Below are 25,094 nucleotides of genomic sequence, written 5' to 3'. Positions count from 1 at the left end.
CTCTCCCTGTCTATCTTAATTAACGCATTTCACCGCGGTCTGAAATCATCTTTGGCGTAATGAACACCAGCATTTCACGCTTTTCCGATTCTCGAACGTTGTTCTTGAACAGATTGCCCAGCACCGGCACATCGCCCAACAGCGGAATCTTGTTAGTGGTCTGTGTTTCCGAGAGCTCAAAAATACCGCCAATCACCACGGTCCCGCCATTTTCCACCAAGACTTGGGTCTTAATGTGCTTGGTATCGATTGCAGGACCCGCTGTAGTGTTCGCACCCTGGGAATCCTTGGAAACGTCCAAGTCCAAGATGATGCTGCCTTCAGGCGTAATCTGAGGTACCACTTCGAGCTTCAACACCGCCTTTTTGAACTCCACGGTCGTCGCACCATTCTGCGCAGAGTTCTGGTATGGAATTTCGGTACCCTGCTCGATCAACGCCTTGGTTTGGTCGGCCGTGATCAAACGCGGACTGGAGACAATTTTTCCTTTGCCGTCGGCTTCCATCGCAGACAATTCCAGCGACAAAAAGCGGTTGGCGGCGGAGTTGAAAATGGACAGCGCAAATGTACCACTGCTTGCCCCCGTGGACAGGGCTGCCGCGGGCAGATTGACAAAGTTACCCGTCGACGTGTTGGTCCCACCCATACCCGTGGTGCCAACCGCGTTGTCATAGCTGGTACCAAAGCCCACGCGGTTGCCACCACCAATGCTGTAGCCGCCATCACCACCGTTAGCGGCACGCATATCACCGCCACCCAGGCGCACACCCAGCGCACGGCCAAAGGTGTCGCGTGCCTCAACAATGCGCGCCTCGATCAGCACCTGGCGCACGGGAATGTCCAGGGTCACCAGCAGGCGGCGCAGCTCCTCCAGCTTGGCGGGCACGTCGGTCACGAACAACTGGTTGGTACGGGGCTCAGCGATGGCCGAACCGCGTGCCGTCAGAAAGCGGCTTTGGGTGCCGCCTGTACCACCACCGCTGCCTGAATTGGTGGTGATTTGCTTGAGCAGTTCGGTCGCCTTGGCGTAGTTGAGCTGGAAAGCCTGGGTCTGCAGCGGGACCTTCTCTTCCAGCTTGGCAACGGCATCGAAGTCTTTCTGGATGCGCTCATCAATCTCATCCTTGGGTGCGATCCACAGCACCGTGCCGGACTTGCGCATGCCCAGACCCTTGGCATCGAGAATGATCTGCAGCGCCTGGTCCCAGGGGACATCCTTCAGACGCAGGGTCAGCGCGCCGTTGACGGTGTCCGATGTCACGATATTGAAGTTGGTGAAATCGGCGATCACTTGCAGCAGCGACCGCACTTCAATATTCTGGAAGCTCAGCGAGAGCTTCTCGCCCGTGAACGTGCCCGAGGAGCCCAGCTTGTTCGGATCGCTCTTGCGCTGGCGCACTTCGACGACAAACTGGTTGTCGCTCTGGTAGGCGCTGTGCTCCCATTCACCCGCGTTTTTCAGCTGCACAAACACGGTGCTGCCTGCCTGGCGGGCAGAGATCATGCCGACGGGCGTACCAAAGTCGGCGACATCCAGCCGGCGACGCAGGGCCTCGGGCAACAAGGTGTGCTGCAGCTCCAACGTCAGTCCATCGCCTTGCTTGGAGATATTCACGCCCACCTTGTTGTTGGGCAACGTGATGACCAGCCGACCCGCACCATCGCTCCCCCGGCGGAAATCCAGATCTGACAGTGGCTGCGAATAATTGTTGCCGTCTTCGGCAAACTGCGTGTTTTGCGCCGCTGCGGTGGGCACAGCCTTCGCCGCAGGCTCCAGTGACACCAGCAAATCGCTGCCGCTGATCTCGGTCTTGTAGCTGGTGCTTTCCTTGAGATTCAGCACCACGCGGGCCTTGGTGTCCGTTTCCACAACATTCAACGAGCGCAGGTTGCCCTGGTTGAGTTCCACCCGGTTACTGGGCATGGCGCTTTTGAAACCCGGCAGGTCCAGCACCACGCGCGCAGGCGACTGGATGCTGAAGGTCTCGGGCAATACCAGAGGCGCACCTTCGGTCTCGATCTTGACCAGCTCGACGCCATCCCGCACGAGCGTCGACACCTTGTTGATACGCCCCTGCGCCAGCGCCCAGGATGGCAACAGCATGGCCATCAGAGGGATTAATACGCTGAATTTCTTCATTTTTTGGCCTCCTGCAGCTCAAGCACTGCATCTCTCTCTATCCATTCACCCACACCATCTTGCACAATCTCCCGCAGGGTGACTGCGCTTTCGCTGATGCTTTTAATCTTCCCGTAGTTCTGGCCCAGATACATGCCCTTGCTGACCTGGTAGATCAAGCCATCAGCCTTGATCAAGGCGACATCCAGTCCGCCCTTCTTCAAAAAGCCCACCATGGAGATGGTGTCCAGCGGGAATGATTCGAGCTGCTCCTTGCGCCGCGCACGTTCAGGTGCGACCAGGGCGTCAGAGATGGTTGCAGGCGCGTTGGCACTGCCACCCAGCAACGCGGCAAGACGTTCCTTGCTGAAGGGGTCGAGCGTCGTACTGGCCACATAGCCCTGAGGCACAAACTCCTTGGGCGCCGTGATAGGCTTGACCGAAGGCCGGGTGTTCGCCTGCTCCTGCTGCATCCACTGCTGCAGGTCATCGCCTTCGTCAGTACAGGCTGCCAACAGCGACACCGCCAACGCAGCGCCTATCCATTTAGACAAAGTATGCATATCCACCTTACTTCTTCGCGTTCTGCTTGGATTTCGCCGCTTGCTGCTCTTGGAGCTCTTGCGGATCCAGATAGCGGAAGGTTCTTGCGGTAGCGTTCAGCACCAACGTCGCACTTTCCTTGTTGGCGGGCGCCAGCGCAATGTTGTTCAAGGTCACGATGCGCGAGAGATTGGCGACGTCCGCCGCAAAAAAGCCAATATCGTGGTACCTGCCATTGACCTGCAAGGTGATTGGCAACTCGGCGTAATAGTCCCGCACCACCGTCTGACCCGGTTTGAACAGGTCAAACTGCAGGCTGCGGCCAATACCGGCCTGGTTGATATCGGACAACAACGCAGCCATTTCCGCCTTGCTGGGCAATTGTTTTTCCAGCTGGGTCACGTACTGCAACACCTGCTCGCGCTGTTTGCGCAGCGCATCCAGATTGACCGCCTTGCGCAGACGTGTCTTGTAGTCTTCCTTGAGCTTGAGCTCTTCGGCCTGCGACACCGACAGCTCGTCCTCAAAGCTGCTCAAATAGGCATACCAGCCCAAACCAATTACCAGTGCCGCAATAAACACCAACAAGACCGCGCGAGGAGCAGCCGGCCAGACAGAGGGGTCCTTGGGATCAAGGTTTTGAAACTGGCGCTGAAAGCCTTGCAGCGCCTCTCCCACTTGCATATTTTTTTTCGTTGCCATGGTCGCCTTTACTTTTTCAGCGCCTGCGCGTTGTGGGCCTGCTCCACATCACTGGAGCGCACCAAGCCGAAACGCAGGTTGAAGCCAGCGACCCGCTTTCTCTCACGGGTATTGATCTGTGTGGTCGTACCCACCACCTCGACCAGCTCAGGCTTGGACAGCCACGGCGTCTTGGTGGCCAGGCTGTTGAGCAATTCGGACACCCGCTCGTTGGATTGGGCGATGCCCTGGATCTGCACGGTCTGCTCTTGTTGCTTGAGGCTCTCGATGTAGACGCCGTCTGGCAATTGGAGCACCAGCTCATTGAGCAAATGGACAGGCAGGTTGCGATCGGACTGCAGGTCTTCAACGGCCTTTTGCCGGGCCTTCAATGCAGCGATCTCCGCGTCGATCTTGGCAACGTCGGCGATCTTGACATCCAGTGCCTTGATCTCGCGCGTCAACAGCGCGTTGCGCTGGCCTTGCAGGTCGATCTTGTACTGGTAGAACATGTAGACGGCGCCGCAGACCAGCGCACCGACCAGCGCAGCGGCCAGCATCGATGCCTGGAAACTTTCCTTGCGCTTCTTGCGCGCAGCTTCGCGGTGCGGAAGCAGATTGATCAAGATCATGCCGCATACCTCCGCAACGCCAGTCCACAGGCGGTGAGATAGGTCGTGAAGTCCTTGCTCTTGCTGCGCGTGCGCACTGCCGCATCCATCACCATGTCTTCAAACGGATTGGCAGCAGACGCTGCAAAGCCGGTCGCATCGATCACTGCATCCGTCAGACCACTGAGCACCGCCGAGCCACCAGCCAGCAAGATATGGTCAATGCGGTTGTGGGGGGTGCTGGTGAAGAAAAACTGCAGGGCGCGGTTGATCTCCTGCCCGATGCTCTCGACAAAAGGCCGCAGCACCACCTGCTTGTAATCCGCGGGCAGGTCATTGCCGCGCTTCTTTTGCTCCGCTTCTTCTTGCGAGAAGCCATACTGGCGCATGATCATCTGCGTGAGCTGGCCGCCGTTGAAAGACTGGTCGCGCTCATAGATCACCTGGTTGTTGTGGATGATCTGCAGGAACGACGCACTGCCCCCAATCTCGAAAATGGCAATGAATGCATCCTTGCCCTTGCTGGGCATGTTGCCGATCAAGCGCCGGGCAGCCAGCGCGGTGGCATTGGATTCGATCTCCAGCACCACGGGCTTGAGGCCTGCCGCTTCGGCCAGACCTTGCCGGTCCTGCACCGTCTCTTTGCGTGCGGCCGCGATGAGAACATCGACATCGCCTACCGAATTGGAGGACGGACCGATCACATAGAAGTCCAGGTTCACCTCGTCGAGGGAAAATGGTATGTATTGGTTAGCTTCTGATTCAACTTGAAACTCCATCTCGAGCTCTGACAGCCCCGATGGCAGCACGATTTTTTTCTGAATAACGGCAGAAAGCGGCAACGCCAGTGCCGCTTGCTTGGTGCGGGTGCCGCTTTTCTTGACCAAGCGGCGCAAGGAATCGGCCACTTCGTCAAAGCGCTCGATGCCCGACTCGGTCACCCAGCCTGGCTCCAGCAGCTCTTGCGCACAGCGTTCAACAATGAATTGACCGCTACCACTCCTCCCCAATTCAACCAACTTGATGCTCGACGCGCTCACATCTATCCCCAAGAGGCTAGGCGGCTGGCGTCGGAACAAAGATCCCATTGAGACCAAGATGGGCTCCTCCCTAATTTGCTCTATATTGAGCTACAAAACTTAACACCCCTTATGAATGCTATCAGCAAGATAGTCGCCCAGCAAAGAACCACCTGCTCGCCGCGCCGATTCGTTGTCAAAACAATACGATACAAGGGAAACATTGGACGCCGCATGACATTTGTCACAAGCTAAATCAAAACCGGCGCCAACGCCACGCGAAGCAGGCGCGTGATAGCATCCCCTGCTTATGCAAGCTCCCCTCGACGGTCTGACCCCATGAATCCAGACGCTCCGATCTCGCGCAGAACGCCTGAGAAACCTCCCAAGCCCCCCAAGCAGTCCAAGCCCTCGAGCTTTGCCACCAAAACGCTGAAGTTCTTTGGCTGGCTGCTGGCCTTGCTGGTCGCGGGTGCCATCGCCGGTGCTGCGGTCGTCGCCGTGGGCCTGGCCATGGCCTACCCCAACCTTCCTGATGTCTCGGAACTGGCCGACTACCGCCCCAAGCTGCCGATGCGGGTCTACTCCTCAGAAGGCGCCTTGTTGGGCGAGTTCGGTGAAGAACGCCGCAATTTGACGCCCATCAGCGAAATTCCGAAGGTGATGGTGGATGCCGTGCTGGCTATTGAAGACACGCGCTTCTTCGAGCACAGCGGTGTGGACTACAAGGGCATGGCGCGTGCCTTGCTCGCCAACCTGGGGCGTGAAAAGGCCCAGGGTGCATCGACGATCACGATGCAGGTAGCCCGCAATGTCTATCTATCGTCTGAAAAAACCTATACCCGCAAGATATATGAGATCCTGCTGACCCTTAAGCTTGAGCACACCTTGAGCAAGAACCAGATTCTGGAAATCTATATGAACCAGATCTATCTGGGCAACCGCGCCTATGGCTTCTCCGCCGCATCGGAGACCTACTTCGGCAAGCCGCTCAAGGATGTGACCGTGGCCGAAGCAGCGATGCTGGCAGGCCTGCCCAAGGCGCCATCAGCCTACAACCCGATCAGCAATCCCAAGCGCGCCCGCATTCGCCAGCTCTACATCATCGACCGGATGGAAGAAAACCGGTTCATCACGCCGGCCCAGGCCAGCCAGGCACGCGAGGAGCCGCTCAAGATCCGCTCCAGTTATGCAGACAACCGGGTGCATGCAGAGTATGTGGCCGAGATGGCGCGCCAGCTGATCTTTGCGCAGTATGGCAACGAAGCCTACACCCGTGGCCTCAATGTCTACACCACGCTGATCGCCAGCGACCAGGAAACTGCCTATGACGCGCTGCGCAAGGGCATCATGGACTATGAAAAGCGCCAGCACTATCGCGGTCCGGAGAAATTCATCACCTTGCCCGCAGCAGGCCAGGAGCGCGACGAGGCGATCGACGAGGTGCTCGCCCAGCACCCGGACAATGGCAACATTCTCTCTGCCGTGGTGCTGGAAGCCGCACCGCGCAAGGTCGTGGTGATCCGCGCCGATGGTGATCCGATCGAGATCACCGGTGAGGGCCTCAAGCCGGTGCAATCCGGTCTGAGCGACAAGGCGCCACCCAACACCAAGCTGCGCCCCGGCGCTGTGGTGCGCATCATGGAAACCGCCAAGAAAACCTGGGAGCTGACCCAGCTGCCCGAGGTCGAAGGGGCGTTTGTCTCTCTCGATCCGCGCAGCGGTGCCATCAAGGCACTGGTCGGTGGCTTCGATTTCGACAAGAACAAGTTCAACCACGTGACCCAGGCATGGCGCCAGCCGGGCTCCAGCTTCAAGCCCTTTATCTATTCGGCAGCGCTGGAAAAAGGTTTTTCGCCCACGACTGTGATCAATGACGCTCCGCTGAGCTTCCCCGGATCGGCAGGGCAACAACCCTGGGAACCCAAAAATTCTGATGGCCGCTTCGATGGCCCCATGACGATGCGCCAGGCGTTGGCCCGTTCCAAAAACCTGGTGACCATCCGCGTGATGCAGTCGGTGGGCCCGAAAAAAGCCCAGGAATGGGTCACGAAGTTCGGCTTTGATGCCGACAAGCAGCCCCCCTACCTGCCCATGGCGCTGGGCGCCGGCTCGGTCACACCGATGCAGATGGTGGCTGCCTATTCGGTATTCGCCAATGGCGGGCACCGGGTCAATCCTTATCTGATTGCCAAAATCACCGACCACCGGGGCAATGTGCTGTCCGAATTCACGCCGCCCGCCACCGATGACCTGCCCCGCGCCATTGATGCCCGCAATGCGTTCGTGATGGACTCGCTGCTGCAGGACGTTGCCCGCTACGGCACGGCTGCCAAGGCCCAGGCCCAACTCAAGCGCCCTGACATCTATGGCAAGACCGGTACCACGAATGATTCGGTGGACGCGTGGTTTGCGGGCTTCCAGCCCACCAATGCGGCCGTTGTCTGGATGGGATATGACAACCCCCGCAGTCTGGGTGCGCGCGAATATGGTGGGGGCCTCAGTCTGCCCATCTGGATCAACTACATGCAGCACGCGCTCAAGGATGTGCCGGTGGCCAAGATGACGCCTCCAAACGGACTGGTCAACGTCGGCGGTGACTGGCTCTACGAAGAGTACGCCCGCAGCGCGCCTAATCTGGGACTGGACTCGCCGGCGCCTACCGCCGACACCATGGTGCCGCCACCGAACGCTGATGAGCGCAACAAGATTCTGGACCTGTTCCGCAACTGACGCAGCAGCACCCAGCCACCAGGCCAGTCCGTATCGCTACGAACTGGCCTTTTTTGCGGGCGATCCGCTTCAGGCCTTGAAGACCAGCGGCAGACCTGACTGGACTGCGGCATCGCGCGTCAGGTCGGCGAAGAAGTCGTTACCGGTCTTGGTATCGCGCCACACGCTGCCATCCCACTTGTAGTGGTAGCCGCCGGATTTGGCCGCCAGCCATACCTCATGCAGCGGAGGCTGCAGGTTGATGATGATCTGGCTGCGGTTGGCAAAGACCAGGGTCAGCAGGCCGCCTACGCGCTGGGCGTCGATATCGGCATCGGTCTCATCATTGATGCGGTCGCAGGTCTGCTCAACCGCCAGCAAGAGTTTTTCCGCGGCATCCAGGTATTCGAGTTCGTTCATTACAATGCTTCAATGTGGAGTATTTACCAAATTGTATGCAGGACCTTTGTCCTTGCCACCGGTGCGGCACTATTGGCAGCTTGTGGCCAGCGTGGGCCTCTGTACCTGCCGACCGAGCCTGCAGCAGCCAACCGGGCGACCTTGCCGCAGACGCTGGACCCCAGTGCACCGGACCGGCCTGAGCCCCAGTTGCAGCCGTCCCCGGTGATGCAGGCCCCTGCCAGGCCCTGATGAAAGCGGCGGCGGCAATCCACCCCGCCTGCATCCTTGATCCACCTCAAGGTCCAATCCACTACACCCCGTTACAGTCACGCCCGTTGCAATTGATGTGTGGGCGGAAGAGATGGCGTTGGAACCTGTGGAACTGTACCGTGACGAGCAGCATGCTTGTCTGATGTTCACCGATCTGGTGGAAGAGGATGCGCAGGCCGTGCAGGCCAACCAGTTCCTGATTGTCGACCATGGCACCGGCGCCATCATCGACCCGGGCGGCAACCTCGCCTTCAATGAACTGTATATGGGCATGGTGCGCTATTTCTCGCCGCACAAGCTGTCCTACCTGATCGCATCGCATGCCGACCCGGACATCATCGCCTCACTGGACCGCTGGCTCACCTCCACCCGTGCATCCTTGGTGATCTCCCGCGTCTGGGAGCGCTTTGTGCCGCATTTCACCAAGGTCGGCAAGACGGAAAACCGGGTCATTCCCGTGCAGGACCCCGGTGGCATTCTGCCGCTGGGCCAGAGCCAGTTGCACATCCTGCCCGCGCATTTTCTGCACGCGGAAGGCAATTTCCACTTCTACGACCCGATCAGCCGCATCCTGTTCACCGGCGATCTGGGGGTCTCGATGACCGATGGCTATATCGCCCGCACGCCGGTGACGGACCTGGCCCCCCATATTCCCCGCATGGAGGGCTTTCACCGGCGCTACATGGTGTCCAACAAGGTGCTGCGCCTGTGGGTGGCCATGGCGCGCCAGTTGGATATTTCATTGATCGTGCCTCAGCACGGCGCACCCATCATGGGCCCGGCCATCGCCCAGTTCTTTGACTGGCTCGACCACCTGATGTGCGGGGTCGATCTGATGGACAACCAGAACTACACCCTGCCCCAGCAGGCGATCTCGCCGCAGCCGCAACGCCCGCAGTAAGCCTGGTCCGTACCGCTTACAGCGTACCGTAGCTGTGCAAGCCGGACAGGAACATGTTCACCCCCAGGAAGGCAAAGGTCGTCACCACCAGGCCCACCAGCGCCCACCAGGCCGAGACTGCACCGCGCAGGCCCTTGACCAGGCGCATGTGGAGCCAGGCAGCATAGTTCAGCCAGACGATCAGCGCCCAGGTCTCCTTGGGGTCCCAGCTCCAGTAACCGCCCCAGGCCTCGGCCGCCCACAGCGCCCCCAGCACGGTGGCAATAGTGAAGAACGCAAAGCCCACGGCGATCGCCTTGTACATCAGGTCATCCATGATCTGCAGGCGCGGCGTGCCCCGGTTGATCCAGTGGCGCAACCCGATCATCAGCGCAAAGAACAGCTCCAGCGGCAAGGCCATGCGCAAGGTCTTGTCGAGCGAGGGGTAGAGGCTTTCATCACCCCAGACACGGAAGGCCGCCAACGGCAGCACCAGCACCAGCATGGGTACGAGCACCAGGCCGATCCACAGCGCCCGCTGCGTGGCCGCCTTCAGCAGATAGGCCAGTGCCACCATCGCAGCCAGCGCAAAGGTGCCGTAGCCGACAAAATTGGCCGGCACATGCAGCTTCATCCACCAGCTTTGCAGCGCGGGCACCAGTGGCTGGATCTCATGGGCCTGGCGGGCCACCGTGTACCACAGCAGAAATCCGACCGAGGCACTGACCACCAGCATCACAAAGCCGCCCAGCGCCCGGGTCTGGTAATGCGCTTCGAAGTAGAGGTAGAAAAGTGCCGTCATCCAGGCAAACAGCACAAACACCTCATAGAGATTGCTGACAGGGATATGGCCGATGTCCGGCCCCATCAGGTAGCTCTCATACCAGCGCGCCATCGTGCCCACCAAGGCCATCACGATGGCCAGCCAAGTCAGGCGGCTGCCCACCGTCGTCAGTGTCGATCCTTCGCCCTTGGAGAGCAGTCCGATCCAGTAAAACACCGTGCTCATGAAGAACAGCACGCTCATCCATAGAATGGCCGACTGGCTGGACAGGAAGTACTTGAGCCCAAACACCGTTTCCGAGCGCGCGATCTGCCCTGCGCCATCGACCCGGTACAGGCCAATAGCCAGCAGTGACAGCGCAGCCACCACCACCATCAACAGCTGCAAGGGCCGCCAGAACCAGCCCAGCCAGATGAAAAACGGCACCGATGCGATCAGGATGCCTTTTTCATAGCCATCCATATGGTGGCCATACAAAAACAGCGCAAAACCGCCGCCCACTGCCAGGGCCAACGCAAACAGCCAGTCCCACACCGACCGGCTGCTGAAGTAGCCGGGGCTCAGTTGCACCGTTTGGACCACAGTGCCCGCCTGGGCAGGCGGCAGATGGGTGGAAGCAGTATTCATCGTTGTTCTCCGCTGGGGCTGGTGCCCAGAAGCTTGTGGCTCAGGCCTTCAAAATCACGGTCCACATCCAGGGTCCGGCGGTTGGTCGACAACGCCATGCGCGCGTCCGAACTGCCATCGGCACGCGGCGCCAGCCAGACCCACAGGCGCCGGTCGCGCACATAGAGCATCGCAAACACCCCCAGAATCAGAAACAGGCATCCCAGGTACACGACCAGCTTACCCGGGGCCTTGGCCACCTGAAAGACGCTCGCCTGCACCTGGTCAAACTGGGTCAGCTCAAACACCAGCGGCTCCGGGTACAGCAGTGCGTCGCTGAGCGACAGCACCGACTGGGTCATGAAGCGCTGCGTCTGCGCATTGGGCGCCAGCGGTGCCAGGCCTTCGTCAGTCCGCGCCACCTGCATCAGCTCAAACAGCACACCATTCAAGATGCGCACCAGCACCTCGCCGGCCTTGGCGCGTTCGCCTTCGGGCACATTTTGCTCCATGAAGGCCGAAATCGCCTGCAAGCCGGTGACGCTGCTCGCGCCTGTCTGTCCATCGCCAGCAAAAATCACCAGCGCTTTCAGGGCCGAGGCATACAGTTGCTCGCGCAACGCCGGGCGGCCTGCTTCGACGGCGCCCTCCACATACTGCTGCACGGCCCGCTCGCGCATCGCCGGCGTTTGCAGTGCCGCCTTCAGGCGCAAAAATCCCCGGTAGCTCGATTGCTCATCGGCGGGAATACGCAGATAGCGGAACTGGTCGGCCAAGGTTTCACGCACACCCCACAGGTACACCGGCTGGCCATCCCCCATGTCAACGGGCAGCATGTAGTTGTTGAACTCGCGCGCCTGGCCGGCGGCGTCGCGCAGCTTGTAGCTGACGCTGGGACCCACATTGCGCAGGTCGCGCGGCGTGGTCACCTTGTTGCCGGCGCCCAGGTGGTTGTCCAGGCTGGATCTCAAATCCACCTTGCGCACATCGGTGCCGCCTTGCACTGCATCGCCCGGGTTGGCGCCCATGTTCTCCACATTGATGGTGCGCAGGCCGGTGAACTCCATCTCCAGCGGCGCCTGCCCCTCTCCCATCGTGATCTGCGTGGACGCCCCCACCTCACCGTTGACCTCAAAGCTCTTCATGCCGGGCACCAGCGGCACTGCGCGCAGTTGCAGGCGCGATCCGCCGTCTTCAAAGCTCGATTGGTAGATCTCGATGCCCTGGTAGCTGGCGGGATGGTTCACCTCGATGCGCTTTTCGACCGAGGCCCCCGTTTCCTTGTCATGCAGCACCACTTCGCTGGCGAACAGCCGGGGCATACCGGTCGAGTAGTACTCGACAATGAACTTCTTCAGCTCCACCGAAAACGGCAGATCCTGCAGCAGGATGCCATCCGACTGGTTGAGGATGGCCGTGCCCGATTGTGCGCCTTCGGCCACGATCAGATTGCCCCGGAACGTCGGGTTGCGGACGGACAGCCGGTGCTGCTCGGGCACATCGGCAATCATGCCGCTGCCGCTGAAGGTGGTCTTGCCCCCCAGCAACATTTGCGCGCGCACCATCAAATCACCATCGAGCAGGCCGCCCAGGCAAATCAGCACGATGGCGCTGTGCGCGGCCAGGTAGCCGATCTTGTGGGCAGCACCGGCCTTGGCCGCCACCATCCAGCCATCGCTGCGCTCTTGCAAGCGCACCTTCCAGCCACTGCCGGCCAGTTGCGCCCCCACCCGCTGCGCTGCTTGCGCCGGGGTCTCTGCCAAATGGGCGCTGGCCTGGTGGTGGAAGGCCTGCAGGCTTTGCACCCGCAGATTCTCTTTGTAGTGGCGCAAATCAGCCAGGTATTTAGGCGCATGCTTGGCAATGCACAGGCTGGTGCTGGTCACCAAGAACGCCAGAATCAGCAGGAACCACCAGGCGCTGTAGACGGCATTGAGCTTGAGCACGAGAAACAGCTGCGCCCAGAAAGGACCGAACTGGTTGACATAGTTGACGGCCGGCTCATGCTGGCGCAGTACCGTGCCAATGACCGAGGCAATGCAGATGATCGACAGCAGCGCAATCGCAAAGCGCATCGACGACAGCATCTCATAGACAGCCCGAGGGGCCAATTGGGGCTGCAGTTGCGCTGGCGGGGGAGAAGATTCAGACATGGTACGACGCTATCGGTGAAAAGCAGGGGCAGGACCGCTGCTGCGCTGCCAGTCCGCACACCATGGAGTCACCACCCGGGTACAAGTTCGCAGAACGCGTAAGTTTAGTAGGCCCACCTAGGGATAGCCCGAAGGTCCGGAAAATGCCCCGCAGCGCCATCAATGTGTTGGCGCGGACACAAGCCCCCAGAAAAAGCCTAACGCAAGCCCGCAATATAGTCTGACACTGCCTTGATTTCCTTGTCGTTCATCTTGGCGGTGACCCCCGTCATCTGCAAGCTGTTGCCACGCTTGCCATCGCGGAAATCATGCAAGGTCTTGCTGACGTAATCGGCGTTCTGGCCTGCCAGCCGCGGGTACTGGGCCGGAATGCCGGCGCCATTGGGGCTGTGGCAGCCCGCGCAGGCAGCAATCTGGCGGTCAGGCACACCGCCGCGGTAGATGCGCTCACCCAACGCAACAGCGTCCTTGTCCTTGGCAAAACCCAGCTTGCCGGGTTTGCTGGCCAGCCAGGCGGAGATGTTGAGCATGTCCGCATCCGACAGACCTGCGACCATGCCCTGCATCACCGGGTCCTTGCGCTTGCCGGATTTGAACTCCTGCAGCTGCTTGAGCAGGTACTCGGGATGCTGCTGCGACAGTTTGGGGTTGATGGCAATGGAGGCGTTGCCATCGGCATTGTGGCAGGCCACGCAGACGGCGGTGTAGCTGGCCTCCCCTTTGACCAGGTCTGGCTTGGGCGACCGGTTGGGCGTCTCTGACGCCGCATACACAGAAACGGAACAGAAAGCCAGTACAGCCGTTGTCAGCAAAGGGGCGAGCAACTTCATATCGTGGGTCTTTGTCTGGTTTATGGGTATAAGGCCAAAGCGGCCAGATTCTACAATGATGCCTTAGATAGACTCGAACGCACATGACGACAACACCTAGTACCCCCCAAGCCGTTGCAGACACGCCAAGCCCAGGCATCGATGGCAAGGCGGCTATGGGCTGGATGCACACCGCCCGCTTCTTCACCACCGCTGCGCAACTGCACCAATTGCCTGTCGTCGATGTGCCCGAGTTCGCCTTTGTGGGCCGCTCCAATGCCGGCAAGTCCACGTCGATCAACACGCTGACCCAGCAGAACCAGCTGGCCTTTGCGTCGAAAAAGCCCGGGCGCACCCAGCACATCAACCTGTTTTCGCTGGGCAAGAAAGGCGTCATGGATGCCGTGCTGGCCGACCTGCCCGGTTACGGCTATGCGGCCGTCTCACGCGAGGACAAGAAACGCTGGCAGCAGGTCATGGTGAACTACCTGGTCAGCCGCCCCAGCCTGACCGGCATTGTGCTGCTCTGCGACCCGCGCCTGGGCCTGACCGAGCTCGACGAAGCGCTGCTCGACATCATCCGCCCTCGGGTGGAGCAAGGCCTCAAGTTCTTGATTTTGCTCACCAAGGCCGACAAGCTGACCCGCGTCGAGCAGGCCAAGATCCTGTCCATCACCAAGCTCAATGCCGGTGGTGGCGAGGTGATGCTGTTCAGCGCGCTGAAAAAGCAGAATGTGGACAAGGTGGCCCAGCTGCTGTGGCAGTGGTCGCACCCGGAAGGGCTGGCCAGCCCCGAGGCCGCTGCTGCGGCGCCAGAGGCCCCTGCGGACGAGCAATAAACGGCACGAACGCCAAACAACAAAGGCCCCTTCGGGCCTTTGTTGTTTATGAATAGAGCGAGGGCTCGCCTTCCGGCCGGGTCTTGAAGCGCTTGTGCACCCAATAGTACTGGGGCACCATAGTGCGGATCTGGGCTTCGAGCTCGCGGTTCTGGCGCGTGGTGTCGGCCACCACATCGTCACTGGGAAAGTCCTGCCAGGCGGGCGAGATGGTCACCTCATAGCCCTGGGGTGTCAGCCGCGTATACATGCCAATCACCTTGGCCTTGCCCAGCCGCGCAAAGCGTGACAGCGAGGGAATGGTCGCGGCAACCTGGCCAAAGTAAGGCACAAACAGCGAGTCGCTCGGGCCGAAGTCCATGTCCGGCAGCAGGTACAACAACCCATGGTCCTTGCGCAGGCTGGCAATGATGGGCTTGATGCCATCGTCGCGGTTGAGCATGCGCACATCGCCAAAGCGCTGGCGGCCCTTGCGGATCCAGGCATCGACATCGGCATTGGGCTGGGTCGAGAAGATGCTGGTGAAGGGCCGGTTGCAGTGGATGGTGAGTGCCGTGCCCCCGGCATCCATGCTGTAGAAGTGCGGCGCAAAGATGATGGTCGGTGTATCGCCTTCCAGCTCCTGCAGCGCGCCCGTCATGCGGGTGCGTTTCTCCAAGGTCTTTTGCGGCGCGAACCACAGCCAGCTGCGGTCCAGCCAGGTTTGGCAGAACACCACAAAACTCTGCTTGGCCCAGTCGCGCCGCTGCGCGGCAGTGGTCTCGGGAAAGCACAGCTCCAGGTTGCGCAGCGCAATGCGGCGGCGCGATGGCACCAGATAGAACAGCACGCGCCCCATCAACCAGCCCAGGCCGCGCAACACCGACAAAGGCAGGTGCGACATCAGCCACATCCAACCGATAAACAACTTACCCATGCTTTTGACCTTCCGAGGGAGCGGCAGCCTGACTGCGCGGCTGCTTGTAGCGCGCATAGCCCCACAGGTACTGCTCGGGGCTCTCGCGGATCAGACGCTCCATTTCCTGGTTGATCTGCAGCACGGCGGCTTCGGCCTCCTGGGCCAGCGGGGCCTGCAGGCCGCGCACATACAGATCAAAGCCCCGGCCCAGAGGCCGGCGCACACAGCGCGCCAATATAACAGCCGCACCGGTCTGCTGGGCCAACTTGGCGGCCAAGGTCATCGAGTAGGCCGGCTTGCCAAAAAACGGCACCCACATGCCCTGGCCGTCGGGCGGTACCTGGTCAGGCAGCAGACCCACGCTATGGCCTTGGCGCAAGGCCTTGATCATCTGCCGCACCCCCGCCATCGTCGTCGGTGCCGAGGCCAGGCCAGGACGCGCGCGCGCCGTCTCCATCAGCTTGGCCAACCAGGTCTGGCGCGCCGGGCGGTAGAGCACGGTGATGGGGCCATGCACCACGCCCCAGCGCCGTGCCATGTACTGGGCCGAGAGCTCAAAACACCCCATGTGCGGGGTCAAGAACACAATGCCCTTGCCATCGGCCAGTGCCTGCTCGATCACTTCGGCGCCATGGATATCACAGGGCAGCGGCGCGCCAAACCACAGGCGCGGCACCTCGGCCACCATGCGGCCGGCATGGGCCACCGCTTTTTTCACATCGGCAAAGCGGTAGCCTGCCTGCCGGGCATTGGCCACAAAGCGCCGGCGGTAGGTGGGGGAGGCGGCAAAGGTGAGCCAGCCCAGGACAGCGCCCAGGCCATGCAATAGCCACAACGGCAGCGCAGCAAACAGTCGAAACAAGAATGGCATTAGAATATGTCGGTCGCTGAGTTAAAGAGCAACTTGCAGGGCGACGTTAAAAACAAACTGCTAAAGCGTTCGCCAGGCTCCCTCAAGGCTCGGGCAACGCAATTGCCAAAGCTTTGAAGGAGTTTTTTGTTTATGGCAAACAGCGATTTTCTGTTCACCTCGGAATCGGTATCCGAAGGCCACCCCGATAAAGTAGCCGACCAGATCTCTGATGCGATTTTGGACGCTATTTTCACCCAAGATCCGCACAGCCGCGTGGCTGCCGAGACACTGACCAACACCGGTTTGGTGGTATTGGCAGGCGAAATCACCACCGGCGCCAACGTGGACTACATCCAGGTGGCCCGCGACACCATCAAGCGCATCGGCTACGACAACACCGACTACGGCATCGACTACAAGGGTTGCGCCGTGCTGGTGGCCTATGACAAGCAGAGCCAGGACATCGCCCAGGGCGTGGACAAGGCCAGCGATGATGAACTGAACACCGGTGCTGGCGACCAGGGCCTGATGTTCGGCTATGCCTGCGACGAAACGCCCGAGCTGATGCCCGCGCCGATCTACTACGCACACCGTCTGGTCGAGCGCCAGGCCCAGCTGCGCAAGGATGGCCGCCTGCCTTTCCTGCGCCCTGACGCCAAGAGCCAGGTCACCATGCGCTATGTGGATGGCAAGCCCCACAGCATCGACACCGTGGTGCTGTCCACCCAGCACAGCCCCGACCAGTCGGAAACCGCTACCAAGATGAAGGCTAGCTTCACCGAAGCCATCATCGAAGAGATCATCAAGCCCGTGCTGCCATCCGAATGGCTGCAGGACACCAAGTACCTGATCAACCCCACCGGCCGTTTCGTCGTGGGCGGCCCCCAGGGCGACTGTGGCCTCACCGGCCGCAAGATCATTGTGGACACCTACGGCGGTGCCTGCCCCCACGGCGGAGGCGCCTTCTCCGGCAAGGATCCCACGAAGGTGGACCGCTCTGCCGCCTACGCTGCCCGCTACGTCGCCAAGAACGTCGTCGCTGCCGGTCTGGCGCGCCAGTGCCAGGTGCAGGTGGCCTACGCGATCGGCGTGGCCCGCCCGATGAACATCACCGTCTACACCGAAGGCACCGGCGTGATCCCCGATGCCGACATCGCCAAGCTGGTGGCCGCGCACTTCGACCTGCGCCCCAAAGGCATCATCCAGATGCTGGACCTGCTGCGCCCGATCTACAGCAAGACGGCGGCGTATGGCCACTTTGGCCGTGAGGAGCCGGAGTTTACTTGGGAAAGAACCGACAAGGCAGCAGTGCTGCGCGCTGCTGCGGGCCTGTAAGGCCCCCGAGCGCAGCGAGTTTGTCGGTTCTTCGGCGCAGGCTCACATCGCTTGCGATGTGAAGGGCCGCCAGGCCCGGCCGAAGCCAAAGACCGCTGACAGCCAGCAGTGCTGCGCGCTGCTGCGGGCCTGTAAGGCCCCGAGCGCAGCGAGTTTGTCGGTTCTTCGGCGCAGGCTCACATCGCTCGCGATGTGAAGGGCCGCCAGGCCCGGCCGAAGCCAACGTACCGACAAGGCTGCGCTGCTGCGTGCTGCTGCCGGTCTGAAGTAATTCAGGTCTGTCTTCGCAAGAAATCCGCTCGGAGTGATCCAGCGGATTTTTTCATGGGAGGGTCACAGGCCCAGGCAGCGCAGTCACAATCCCCGCGCACTCAGCGCCAGCTGCTGCTTGAACTCCGGCCGAACCCGGTGCAACTGCGCCGGCCGGTGTGCACCGCCGGCCTGCATTTCTCCCGGCACGGGCTCGAGCATGCCCAGCTCGTCCATCTTGCGCCGAAAACTCACCTTGTTCAGCGGCTCGCCCAAAATGCTTTCATAGACCTGCTGCAACTGCGGCAAGGTAAAGCTCTCGCCAAAGAAATGCACCGGCAGCGAGGAGTACTGGCTCTTGCTGCGCACCCGCGCCACTGCGGCCTGCAGGATTTGTGCATGGTCAAACGGCAACTGGCCGGTGGCAGTGACCGGCACCAGCTTCAGCCCGGGCCGATGGGTCGGCAGCTTCTGCTGCGGGATCAGTGCGCAATAGCTGATGGCGACCGACCAGCCGCGCGGGTCCCGTGCCGGGCCGGTAAACGTGGCCAGTTGCTCCAGATAAGCGTCTTCAATCCCCGCCTTGCTGCGCAGCACACGGGCGGCACTGGCATAGGCATCGGCGTCTTCTTGCGCATGGATGTAGCCGCCCGGCAAAGCCCACACCCCGGCAAACGGCGCGCGCTCGCGCTGCACCAGCACGACGCTCAACACCCCGTCCACCAAGGTCAGCACCACCACATCCACGGTGGTCAGCACCTGGCCCAAGGCGGTTTCACTTTGATTCATTTCTGTACCAAGTCTTTCTCATAAGGGGCAGTATGCCGCCACAGCTACCCGGAATCAATACAAACCTAGGCTTCAGGCCAAGGATTTGCTGCCGACCCCCACAATCAGTTAGTTGCAAAATTAATTTAACAGGCGTAGACTGGCATTCATTGAAGGAGAAAGACATGCGCCAACGCACACAGCTGCTCATCATCGACCCGCAAAACGACTTTTGCGACCTGCCGCCAGATTGGCGCCCCAGCAGTGCGGCAAGCCCCTCGCCATTTGCCCCCAGCCTGCCGGTGGCGGGCGCCCATGCAGACATGCAACGCCTGGCGCAATGGCTGCTGCAGCATGCCTCTCAGCTCGATGGCATCACCGTCACGCTCGACTCCCACCAGGCCTACGACATTGCCCACCCCGCCTTCTGGCAGCAAGGCGATGGCAGCCCGGTGCAGCCCTTTACCGCCATCACGGCCGCGCAGCTGCGCGACAGCAGCTTCAGGCCCCGCAACCTGGACGAGCAGGACCGCAGCCTCGCCTATTTGGATGCACTGGAAGCCCAGGGCCGCTACACCTTGATGGTCTGGCCGCTGCACTGCGAAATCGGCAGCATCGGCCACGGCGTGCACGCCAGCATCCTGAATGCCTGCCGCCAATGGCAGAGCCAGCGCCAACGCGCCGTCAAGCATGTGTTCAAGGGCATGAACCCCTACACCGAACACTACAGCGCCATCTGCGCCGAGGTGCCCGATCCGCAGGATGCGGACACTGGCCTCAACACCGCCCTGCTGCAGCAGCTGGCACAGGCCGATACGCTGGTGATTGCCGGTGAGGCGGGCAGCCACTGCGTGCGTGCCACCACCGAGCACATCGTGCAGCATATGGGGCCGCTTTGGGGCGCCGAGGATTTCTCGCGCATCGTCCTGCTGACCGACTGCATGAGCCCCGTCGCTGGCTTTGAAGCGGCCCAAGAAACCTTTTTGCAGCAGATGCGCGCCATCGGTGTACGCTGCTGCACCAGCACTGCTTTCCATTTATAAATACTTCAGCGCCAGCACGGACTGAACTGGCGCTGGCAGCTCTCCTTTTTGACAGAGAAAGACGCGGTATGCAGCCCATCATCACCAGCCTGCTCGACACCGATTTGTACAAGTTCACGATGTGGCAGGCCATGCTCCATCGCCATCCGCAGACCCAGTCCACCTACCGCTTTGTCTGCCGCTCGCAGACCAAGTTTCCGCTGGTCGATCTGCTGGCCGAGGTGCGCACCGAGATCGACGCGCTGTGCGCGCTGAAGTTCAAGAAGGATGAGCTCGACTACCTGGCCAGCCTGCGCTTCATGAAGAGCGACTTCATCGACTTTCTGCGCATCTTCCAGTTCCAGCGTGATTTTATCGAGGTCGAGCCCGATGGCGATGGCCTGCATATCGTCGCCCATGGTCCCCAGGTGCATGTGATGGGCTTCGAGATCTTTGTGCTCTCCATCGTCAACGAGCTGTACTTCCGCCGCTTTGACCAGGCCAGCGCGCTGGCCGAAGGGCGCAAGCGCCTGGGCGCCAAGATCGTGCGGCTGCAGGAGCTGGCGCAAGAGGCCAAGCACCGCCACCCTTTTGAGCTGTTTGACTTTGGCGTGCGCCGGCGCTTTTCGGCCCCCTGGCAGCGCGAGGTGGTACAAGCTTTTGCCACGCAGACGGCGCAGTGGTTCAAGGGCACCTCCAATGTGCTGCTGGCCCGTGATCTGAACCTGGTGCCCATCGGCACCATGGCCCATGAATACCTGCAAAGCTACCAGGCCCACGGCGTGCGGCTGCGCGATTTCCAGATCGCCGCGCTCGAAGACTGGGTGCAAGAGTACCGGGGCGACCTGGGAATCGCACTGACCGACACGGTGGGCATGGATGCCTTCCTCGCCGATTTCGACATGTACTTTGCCAAGCTGTTCGACGGCTTGCGCCATGACTCCGGTGACCCCTATGAATGGGGCGAAAAAGCGCTGGCCCACTACGCCAAGCTGCGCATCAATGCGCATTCCAAGCGCCTGGTGTTCTCCGATGGCCTGACCCTGGACAGCGCGCTGGCACTCTACCAGCACTTCGCCGATCGCATCCAGTGCGGTTTTGGCATAGGTACGCAACTTGCCAATGACATGGGTCTCAAGCAGCTCAACATCGTGATGAAGCTCACCCACGCCAATGGCCAACCGGTGGCCAAGCTCAGTGACAGCCCAGGCAAGACCCTGTGCGACGACGAGACCTACCTCGCCTACCTCAAGCAAGTGTTCCATGTGACGCATTAAGGAGCCGCCATGCTCAAGATCACCCTGGCCCAACTGAACCCCACCGTCGGCGACATGGATGGCAATATCGACCAGATGGTGGCCGCCGCCCGCCAGGCGCAGGCCGAAGGCGCGCAGCTGGTCGTCTTTGCCGAGCTGTCACTGACCGCCTACTACCCCGGCGATCTGCTCGACGAGCCCGATTTTCTGGCCCGCGTGGATGCCGGCATTGCGCGCCTGTTGCAAGAGAGCCAGCAGTTGCCCGATCTGCACTGGGTATTGGGCGCGCCCACCCGCGCCGCCGGCCCCGGCAAGCATCTGCACAACAGCCTGCTGGTGCTGCACAACGGCGCCATCCGCCTGCAGTACGACAAGCAGCTGCTGCCCACCTACAACATCTTTGACGAACGGCGCCACTTCGAGCCGGGCCGCGATGTGGCCAAGGTGCTGCGCATCGGCCAGATGCAGGTCGGCTTTCTGATCTGTGAGGACGGCTGGAACGACAGCGGTGCCGACTACGCGACCAACCCCTTCGAGCGCATGGCCGATGCGGCCCCCGATGTGGTCGTCAGCATCAACGCCAGCCCCAGCCACCTGGGCAAGCGCGAGGAACGCCACCAGATCTTCAGCCAGGCCGCGCGCCGCCACGGCCTGCCCATCCTGTATGTCAACCAGATCGGGGGCCAGGACCAGATCGTGTTCGATGGTGCATCGTTTGCAGTACAGCCCGAGCGCGGCATCGTCTGGGAAGCGCCGCGCTTTGTGCAAACCGTCTGCACCTTGGGCTTTGACAACGGCGGCTTCTGCCTGCCCGATGGCACGCCACCTGCCCGCCCACCGGCAGAAGGCCTGCCGACGATGGAGTTCTACCGCCAGCAGATCATTCTGGGTCTGCGCGACTATGCGCGCCGCTGCGGCTTTCGCCAGGTCGTCGTGGGCAGCTCGGGCGGCATCGATTCCGCGCTCACCCTGGCGCTGGCAGCAGAGGCACTCGGCCCCGAGAACGTGGTCGGCATCACCATGCCCTCGCGCTACTCCTCCAGCGGCTCGGTGGACGACTCGGTGGCACTGTGCCGCAACCTGGGCATTGCGCTGCACACCCACCCGATTGCCGACCTGGTACAGGGCTATGCCCGGCAGTTCGAGACCAGCTTTGGCGCGCCACTGCAGGGCCTGCCGCTGGAGAACGTTCAGGCCCGCATTCGCGGCACCATCCTGATGGAGTACAGCAATGCCTTCGGCCATCTGCTGCTGACCACGGGCAACAAGTCCGAAATCTCCGTAGGCTATTGCACCCTGTATGGCGACACCAATGGCGGCCTGGGGCTGCTGGGCGACCTGTACAAGACGGAGGTCTTCGCGCTCTCGCGCCACATCAACGCCAGCGCCGGGCGCGAGTTGATCCCCGAGGCCATCATCGACAAGCCGCCATCGGCCGAGCTGGCCCCCGACCAGAAGGACGAGGACAGCCTGCCGCCCTATGCGGTGCTCGACGAGATCCTCAAGATCCTGATCGAAGGCCAGCGCCTGTCGACCCTGGAATACAACGCCGCCCAGCAGTTCGTCGAGCGGCTGGCGCAGACGGACGCGGGCCGCCAGACCGTCGCCAAGGTGCAGCGCATGGTCCACCGCAGCGAATACAAGCGCCGCCAGGCGCCGCCCATTCTGCGCCTGCGCCCCCGCGCCTTTGGCACCGGCCGGCAAATGCCGATTGCGGCCTACTACCCCTGAAGCGAGCCGGCGCATGCCCAGCGCATAATCCCCAACAAACACACCAGCAGGCACCAAGACAACGAGATATGAGCGCAGCTAACGAGCACTATGACCTGGCGGTATTGATTGGCCGCTTCCAGCCGCCGCACCTGGGCCACCTGGCCTTGCTGCAGCACGCGCTTGCCCGCGCCAGCAAGGTGGTGGTGGTATTGGGATCGGCACTGCAGGCCCGCAGCCCCAAAAACCCCTTTACCTGGCAAGAGCGTGCGCAGATGTTTGCCGCAGCACTGAGCCCGGCCGATGCGGCGCGCCTGGTGTTTGTGCCCATCCGCGATTACTACGACGAGCCGCGCTGGGTCACGGCCGTGCGCGAAGCTGTCACCAGCCACAGCCAACCTGGCGCCCGCATTGGCCTGGTGGGCCACTTCAAGGACGAGAGCAGCAGCTACCTGGCCCACTTCCCTGGCTGGGAGCTGGTCAGCCTGCCGCGCCAGAACAGCATTGACGCCACCCCCATCCGCGACGCCTACTTTGGCTTGCAAGGCAATGATTCCGCAGCAGGCCTGGCCGCCTTGGCCGGCATGCTGCCGGCCAGCTCGCTGCAGTTTCTGCAGCAGTTCCGCGCCACCCCCGAATACGCCGCACTGCAAACCGAATGGCAGATGCTGCGCCGCTACCAGGCCTCCTGGGCGGCAGCGCCCTACCCGCCGGTCTTCGTGACCGTCGATGCGCTGCTGCGCTGCGGCAATGACGTGCTGGTGATTCGCCGAGGCCATGCGCCCGGCAAGGGTCTGCTGGCCTTGCCCGGCGGCTTTGTCGAGCCGCGCGACAGCCTCTGGCAATCGTGCCTGCGCGAACTCCAGGAAGAGACGCATTGCGCGTTGAATGAGGCCCAGTTGCAGGCCAGCTTGCAGTCGGTCACCGTGTTCGACCACCCGGACCGCAGCCAGCGTGGCCGCACTATCACCCATGTGCACTATTTCGACCTGCAGCGCAGCCCCAAGCCTGCGGTGCGTGCCGACGATGATGCAGCCGAGGCCTTCTGGCTCAGCATCGATGCGATACGCGCCCGCGAGGCCGAGTTTTTTGAGGACCATTTCCAGATCGTGCAGAAAGTGCTGGCGGGCAACGGACAATAGCGCCCATGCAAGCCTTTGTCTCCAACCGCCCAGGTGCCCGCGGGCCCTGGCTGCTCATTGCCGTGCTGCTGCTGCTGGGTACAGTTCGTTTTCTGGTGTTCAGCGCGCACTCGCCTGTGCTCGGCTACCCCAACAATTTCGATTTCCTGCGCACCTCCGGCTGCGTAGGCATCTGGAACTTTGACGCCCAGTCCGAAGCCTTCCACAGCCCTGCGCCTGACCGGGTGGTCGCGCAGCTGCACTACAACGGCGAAAGGCTGTGGCAGTTTTGCAATCCGACGGCTGAAACCATTTACCTCAGTGCACTCAAGCTGGGCCACAGCGTGGGCGACACCTTCCCCATCCAGCACCTGGCCTATGCCAAATGGGTCATCGTGCTGCTGGCCTATACCGCGCTGATGTGGGCCTTGCGCAGCATGCGCCTGCGCGTGTTTCTCAGTGCCTGTTTTGTGCTGCTGTGGTGGGACATGAGCACCTTGCTGTATTTCCAGTCGCTCTACCCGGTCTTCAGCAGCCTGTTCTTCTCGTTATTTGTCGTCACGGCTTTGCTGGCCTGCCGCCTGGATGCGTTCTCGCGCAGTCCCTGGGCCTCGCTGCTGCTCGCGTTGCTGACCTTCATGCTCGGGTTTTCCAACCAGCAGTACTTTTACCTGGCCATCGTGCTGACGGCCGTCTTCCTGCTCTTCAATGGCAGGCAGTACCGCCTGCACAGCACCGCGATGCTCTGCGCTGTACTGGTGGCCAGCCTGTGCCATAGCTATCTGCGCCCCGCACAAAGCCAGGAGTTCTATGCCGGCATCGACCGCGTCAACCGCACCGACACCATCTTTTATGGCGTGCTGATGCACTCCCGCAACCCTGAGGAGGCTGCAGTCAGCCTGGGGCTGCGCCCAGAATGTGCCCAGATGGCCGGCATTGGTGCGCATGCCTTCAACCATGGCCTCAAACAGAATATCTGCCCGGAGGTTGCCAGCATCAGCCGCTTAAAGCTGCTGAACCTGGCAGCGAAGCAACCGTCGACTATTGCCAAGACGCTGCTCGCAGGCGTGGAGGCCTACAAACCGGTCTACGGCTTTTTCCCGCAACTCTATCCTTACCATGCCAGTGAGCTGTCTCCGGGCATGTATGCCAGTTCGCCCTCATCGCTGATCGTCAGTGCCCCACGAGGTCTGTACCTGGCAATGGTTGCTGTCATGGCCATGCTGGCAGCAGCGGCATTTGTCTATGCGCTCCTGCCTCGTGGTCGCCAATCCCTGTGGGCACATGCCATCTGGATCGGCGGCTTGCTGTGCTTCTACAGCATCTTCAGCTCGGTATTTGGCGACGGTATGGTCGAGGTAGAGCGCCATGCAGCCGTCTTCCTGCCGGGCTTTATCCTGCTCTGGTTAGGTGCCATTTTTGGCGTACTAGACCGTCTGCGTGCTGCAAGATAG

At 61.4% G+C, this 25,094-nt stretch carries 22 protein-coding genes; 10 read left to right on the top strand and 12 right to left on the bottom strand.

Translation table 11 applies throughout. The features are described 5' to 3' along the window. Nucleotides 1–19: 19 nt before the first annotated feature. Genes pilQ through AB7A72_RS14715 form a run of 5 tightly spaced genes read right to left on the bottom strand, consistent with a single transcriptional unit; the run spans nt 20 to nt 5,051 of the window. Nucleotides 20–2,140 (bottom strand): type IV pilus secretin PilQ, encoded by a 2,121-nt coding sequence (gene pilQ / locus AB7A72_RS14735; protein ID WP_312416621.1) that lies wholly within the window; start codon nt 2,138–2,140, stop codon nt 20–22. Then, nucleotides 2,137–2,682 (bottom strand): pilus assembly protein PilP, encoded by a 546-nt coding sequence (locus AB7A72_RS14730; RefSeq protein WP_369460406.1) that lies wholly within the window; start codon nt 2,680–2,682, stop codon nt 2,137–2,139. Before AB7A72_RS14730 ends, pilQ begins: the two co-directional genes overlap by 4 nt. Before the next feature lie 7 nt (nt 2,683–2,689). Beyond that, nucleotides 2,690–3,364 carry a type IV pilus inner membrane component PilO gene (locus AB7A72_RS14725; protein ID WP_312416626.1) on the bottom strand — a complete coding sequence of 225 codons (675 nt, stop codon included), beginning with the start codon at nt 3,362–3,364 and terminating at the stop codon, nt 2,690–2,692. Between the two features lie 8 nt (nt 3,365–3,372). After that, entirely contained in the window at nt 3,373–3,975 is a 603-nt protein-coding gene (locus AB7A72_RS14720; protein WP_239810727.1) for a PilN domain-containing protein, read from the bottom strand. Continuing rightward, entirely contained in the window at nt 3,972–5,051 is a 1,080-nt protein-coding gene (locus AB7A72_RS14715; RefSeq protein ID WP_312529338.1) for a pilus assembly protein PilM, read from the bottom strand. Before AB7A72_RS14715 ends, AB7A72_RS14720 begins: the two co-directional genes overlap by 4 nt. Before the next feature lie 261 nt (nt 5,052–5,312). Between AB7A72_RS14715 and AB7A72_RS14710 the strand changes: the two genes are divergently transcribed. After that, nucleotides 5,313–7,706 carry a penicillin-binding protein 1A gene (locus AB7A72_RS14710; RefSeq protein WP_369460405.1) on the top strand — a complete coding sequence of 798 codons (2,394 nt, stop codon included), beginning with the start codon at nt 5,313–5,315 and terminating at the stop codon, nt 7,704–7,706. Nucleotides 7,707–7,775: 69 nt separating this feature from the next. On the opposite strand, the gene cyaY is transcribed toward AB7A72_RS14710, so the two are convergent. After that, a complete protein-coding gene (gene cyaY, locus AB7A72_RS14705) occupies nt 7,776–8,105 on the bottom strand; it encodes an iron donor protein CyaY (RefSeq protein WP_239810725.1) in 330 nt (109 codons plus the stop codon). Nucleotides 8,106–8,117: 12 nt separating this feature from the next. On the opposite strand from cyaY, the gene lptM reads away from it, so the two are divergent. Beyond that, on the top strand, nt 8,118–8,336 hold the full coding sequence (gene lptM / locus AB7A72_RS14700; protein ID WP_239810724.1) for an LPS translocon maturation chaperone LptM: 219 nt from the start codon (nt 8,118–8,120) through the stop codon (nt 8,334–8,336). A 112-nt stretch (nt 8,337–8,448) separates the two neighbouring features. Next, the gene (locus tag AB7A72_RS14695; protein WP_239810723.1) at nt 8,449–9,258 is read left to right on the top strand and encodes an oxygen-binding di-iron domain-containing protein; all 810 of its coding nucleotides are present in this window, start codon (nt 8,449–8,451) and stop codon (nt 9,256–9,258) included. Nucleotides 9,259–9,274: 16 nt separating this feature from the next. Here AB7A72_RS14695 and ccsB read toward each other — a convergent pair whose 3' ends face one another. The 3 genes from ccsB to AB7A72_RS14680 form a co-directional block, all read right to left on the bottom strand. Beyond that, a complete protein-coding gene (gene ccsB, locus AB7A72_RS14690) occupies nt 9,275–10,648 on the bottom strand; it encodes a c-type cytochrome biogenesis protein CcsB (RefSeq protein WP_239810722.1) in 1,374 nt (457 codons plus the stop codon). Then, nucleotides 10,645–12,780 carry a cytochrome c biogenesis protein ResB gene (locus tag AB7A72_RS14685; RefSeq protein ID WP_407064987.1) on the bottom strand — a complete coding sequence of 712 codons (2,136 nt, stop codon included), beginning with the start codon at nt 12,778–12,780 and terminating at the stop codon, nt 10,645–10,647. The genes ccsB and AB7A72_RS14685 overlap by 4 nt, the downstream gene beginning before the upstream one ends. 197 nt (nt 12,781–12,977) lie before the next feature. After that, a complete protein-coding gene (locus tag AB7A72_RS14680; RefSeq protein WP_239810721.1) occupies nt 12,978–13,610 on the bottom strand; it encodes a c-type cytochrome in 633 nt (210 codons plus the stop codon). An 83-nt stretch (nt 13,611–13,693) separates the two neighbouring features. Between AB7A72_RS14680 and yihA the strand changes: the two genes are divergently transcribed. Continuing rightward, nucleotides 13,694–14,428, top strand: a complete 735-nt coding sequence (gene yihA / locus AB7A72_RS14675; protein ID WP_239810720.1) for a ribosome biogenesis GTP-binding protein YihA/YsxC — start codon at nt 13,694–13,696, stop codon at nt 14,426–14,428. A 46-nt stretch (nt 14,429–14,474) separates the two neighbouring features. On the opposite strand, the gene AB7A72_RS14670 is transcribed toward yihA, so the two are convergent. Both AB7A72_RS14670 and AB7A72_RS14665 read right to left on the bottom strand, forming a co-directional pair. Then, nucleotides 14,475–15,344 carry a lysophospholipid acyltransferase family protein gene (locus AB7A72_RS14670; protein ID WP_369460404.1) on the bottom strand — a complete coding sequence of 290 codons (870 nt, stop codon included), beginning with the start codon at nt 15,342–15,344 and terminating at the stop codon, nt 14,475–14,477. Next, nucleotides 15,337–16,197: a lysophospholipid acyltransferase family protein gene (locus AB7A72_RS14665; protein ID WP_369460403.1), complete on the bottom strand. Its 861-nt coding sequence runs from the start codon at nt 16,195–16,197 to the stop codon at nt 15,337–15,339. Before AB7A72_RS14665 ends, AB7A72_RS14670 begins: the two co-directional genes overlap by 8 nt. Before the next feature lie 132 nt (nt 16,198–16,329). On the opposite strand from AB7A72_RS14665, the gene metK reads away from it, so the two are divergent. Continuing rightward, nucleotides 16,330–17,514, top strand: a complete 1,185-nt coding sequence (gene metK, locus AB7A72_RS14660; protein WP_021026133.1) for a methionine adenosyltransferase — start codon at nt 16,330–16,332, stop codon at nt 17,512–17,514. 354 nt (nt 17,515–17,868) lie between these two features. Here metK and AB7A72_RS14655 read toward each other — a convergent pair whose 3' ends face one another. Then, nucleotides 17,869–18,552, bottom strand: coding sequence for an NUDIX hydrolase (locus AB7A72_RS14655; RefSeq protein WP_369460402.1), 684 nt, complete (start codon nt 18,550–18,552; stop codon nt 17,869–17,871). A 164-nt stretch (nt 18,553–18,716) separates the two neighbouring features. Here AB7A72_RS14655 and AB7A72_RS14650 point away from each other — a divergent pair, with 164 nt between their 5' ends. The 5 genes from AB7A72_RS14650 (at nt 18,717) to wsfD (ending at nt 25,094) form a co-directional block, all read left to right on the top strand. After that, nucleotides 18,717–19,574: a cysteine hydrolase family protein gene (locus AB7A72_RS14650; protein WP_369460401.1), complete on the top strand. Its 858-nt coding sequence runs from the start codon at nt 18,717–18,719 to the stop codon at nt 19,572–19,574. A 68-nt stretch (nt 19,575–19,642) separates the two neighbouring features. Then, nucleotides 19,643–20,830: a nicotinate phosphoribosyltransferase gene (gene pncB / locus AB7A72_RS14645; protein ID WP_369460400.1), complete on the top strand. Its 1,188-nt coding sequence runs from the start codon at nt 19,643–19,645 to the stop codon at nt 20,828–20,830. Between the two features lie 9 nt (nt 20,831–20,839). Continuing rightward, nucleotides 20,840–22,540, top strand: a complete 1,701-nt coding sequence (locus AB7A72_RS14640; RefSeq protein ID WP_369460399.1) for an NAD+ synthase — start codon at nt 20,840–20,842, stop codon at nt 22,538–22,540. A gap of 68 nt (nt 22,541–22,608) precedes the next feature. After that, a complete protein-coding gene (locus AB7A72_RS14635; RefSeq protein WP_312458471.1) occupies nt 22,609–23,661 on the top strand; it encodes a bifunctional nicotinamide-nucleotide adenylyltransferase/Nudix hydroxylase in 1,053 nt (350 codons plus the stop codon). A 5-nt stretch (nt 23,662–23,666) separates the two neighbouring features. Then, complete coding sequence (wsfD, locus tag AB7A72_RS14630; RefSeq protein WP_369460398.1) at nt 23,667–25,094, top strand: glycan biosynthesis hexose transferase WsfD; 1,428 nt, start codon at nt 23,667–23,669, stop codon at nt 25,092–25,094.

The organism is Comamonas sediminis (assembly GCF_041107495.1).
In the GTDB taxonomy this organism is placed as follows: domain Bacteria; phylum Pseudomonadota; class Gammaproteobacteria; order Burkholderiales; family Burkholderiaceae_C; genus Comamonas; species Comamonas sediminis.
The sequence above is the reverse complement of the archived record's forward strand: the minus strand, read 5'-3'. Positions and strand labels throughout refer to the sequence as shown.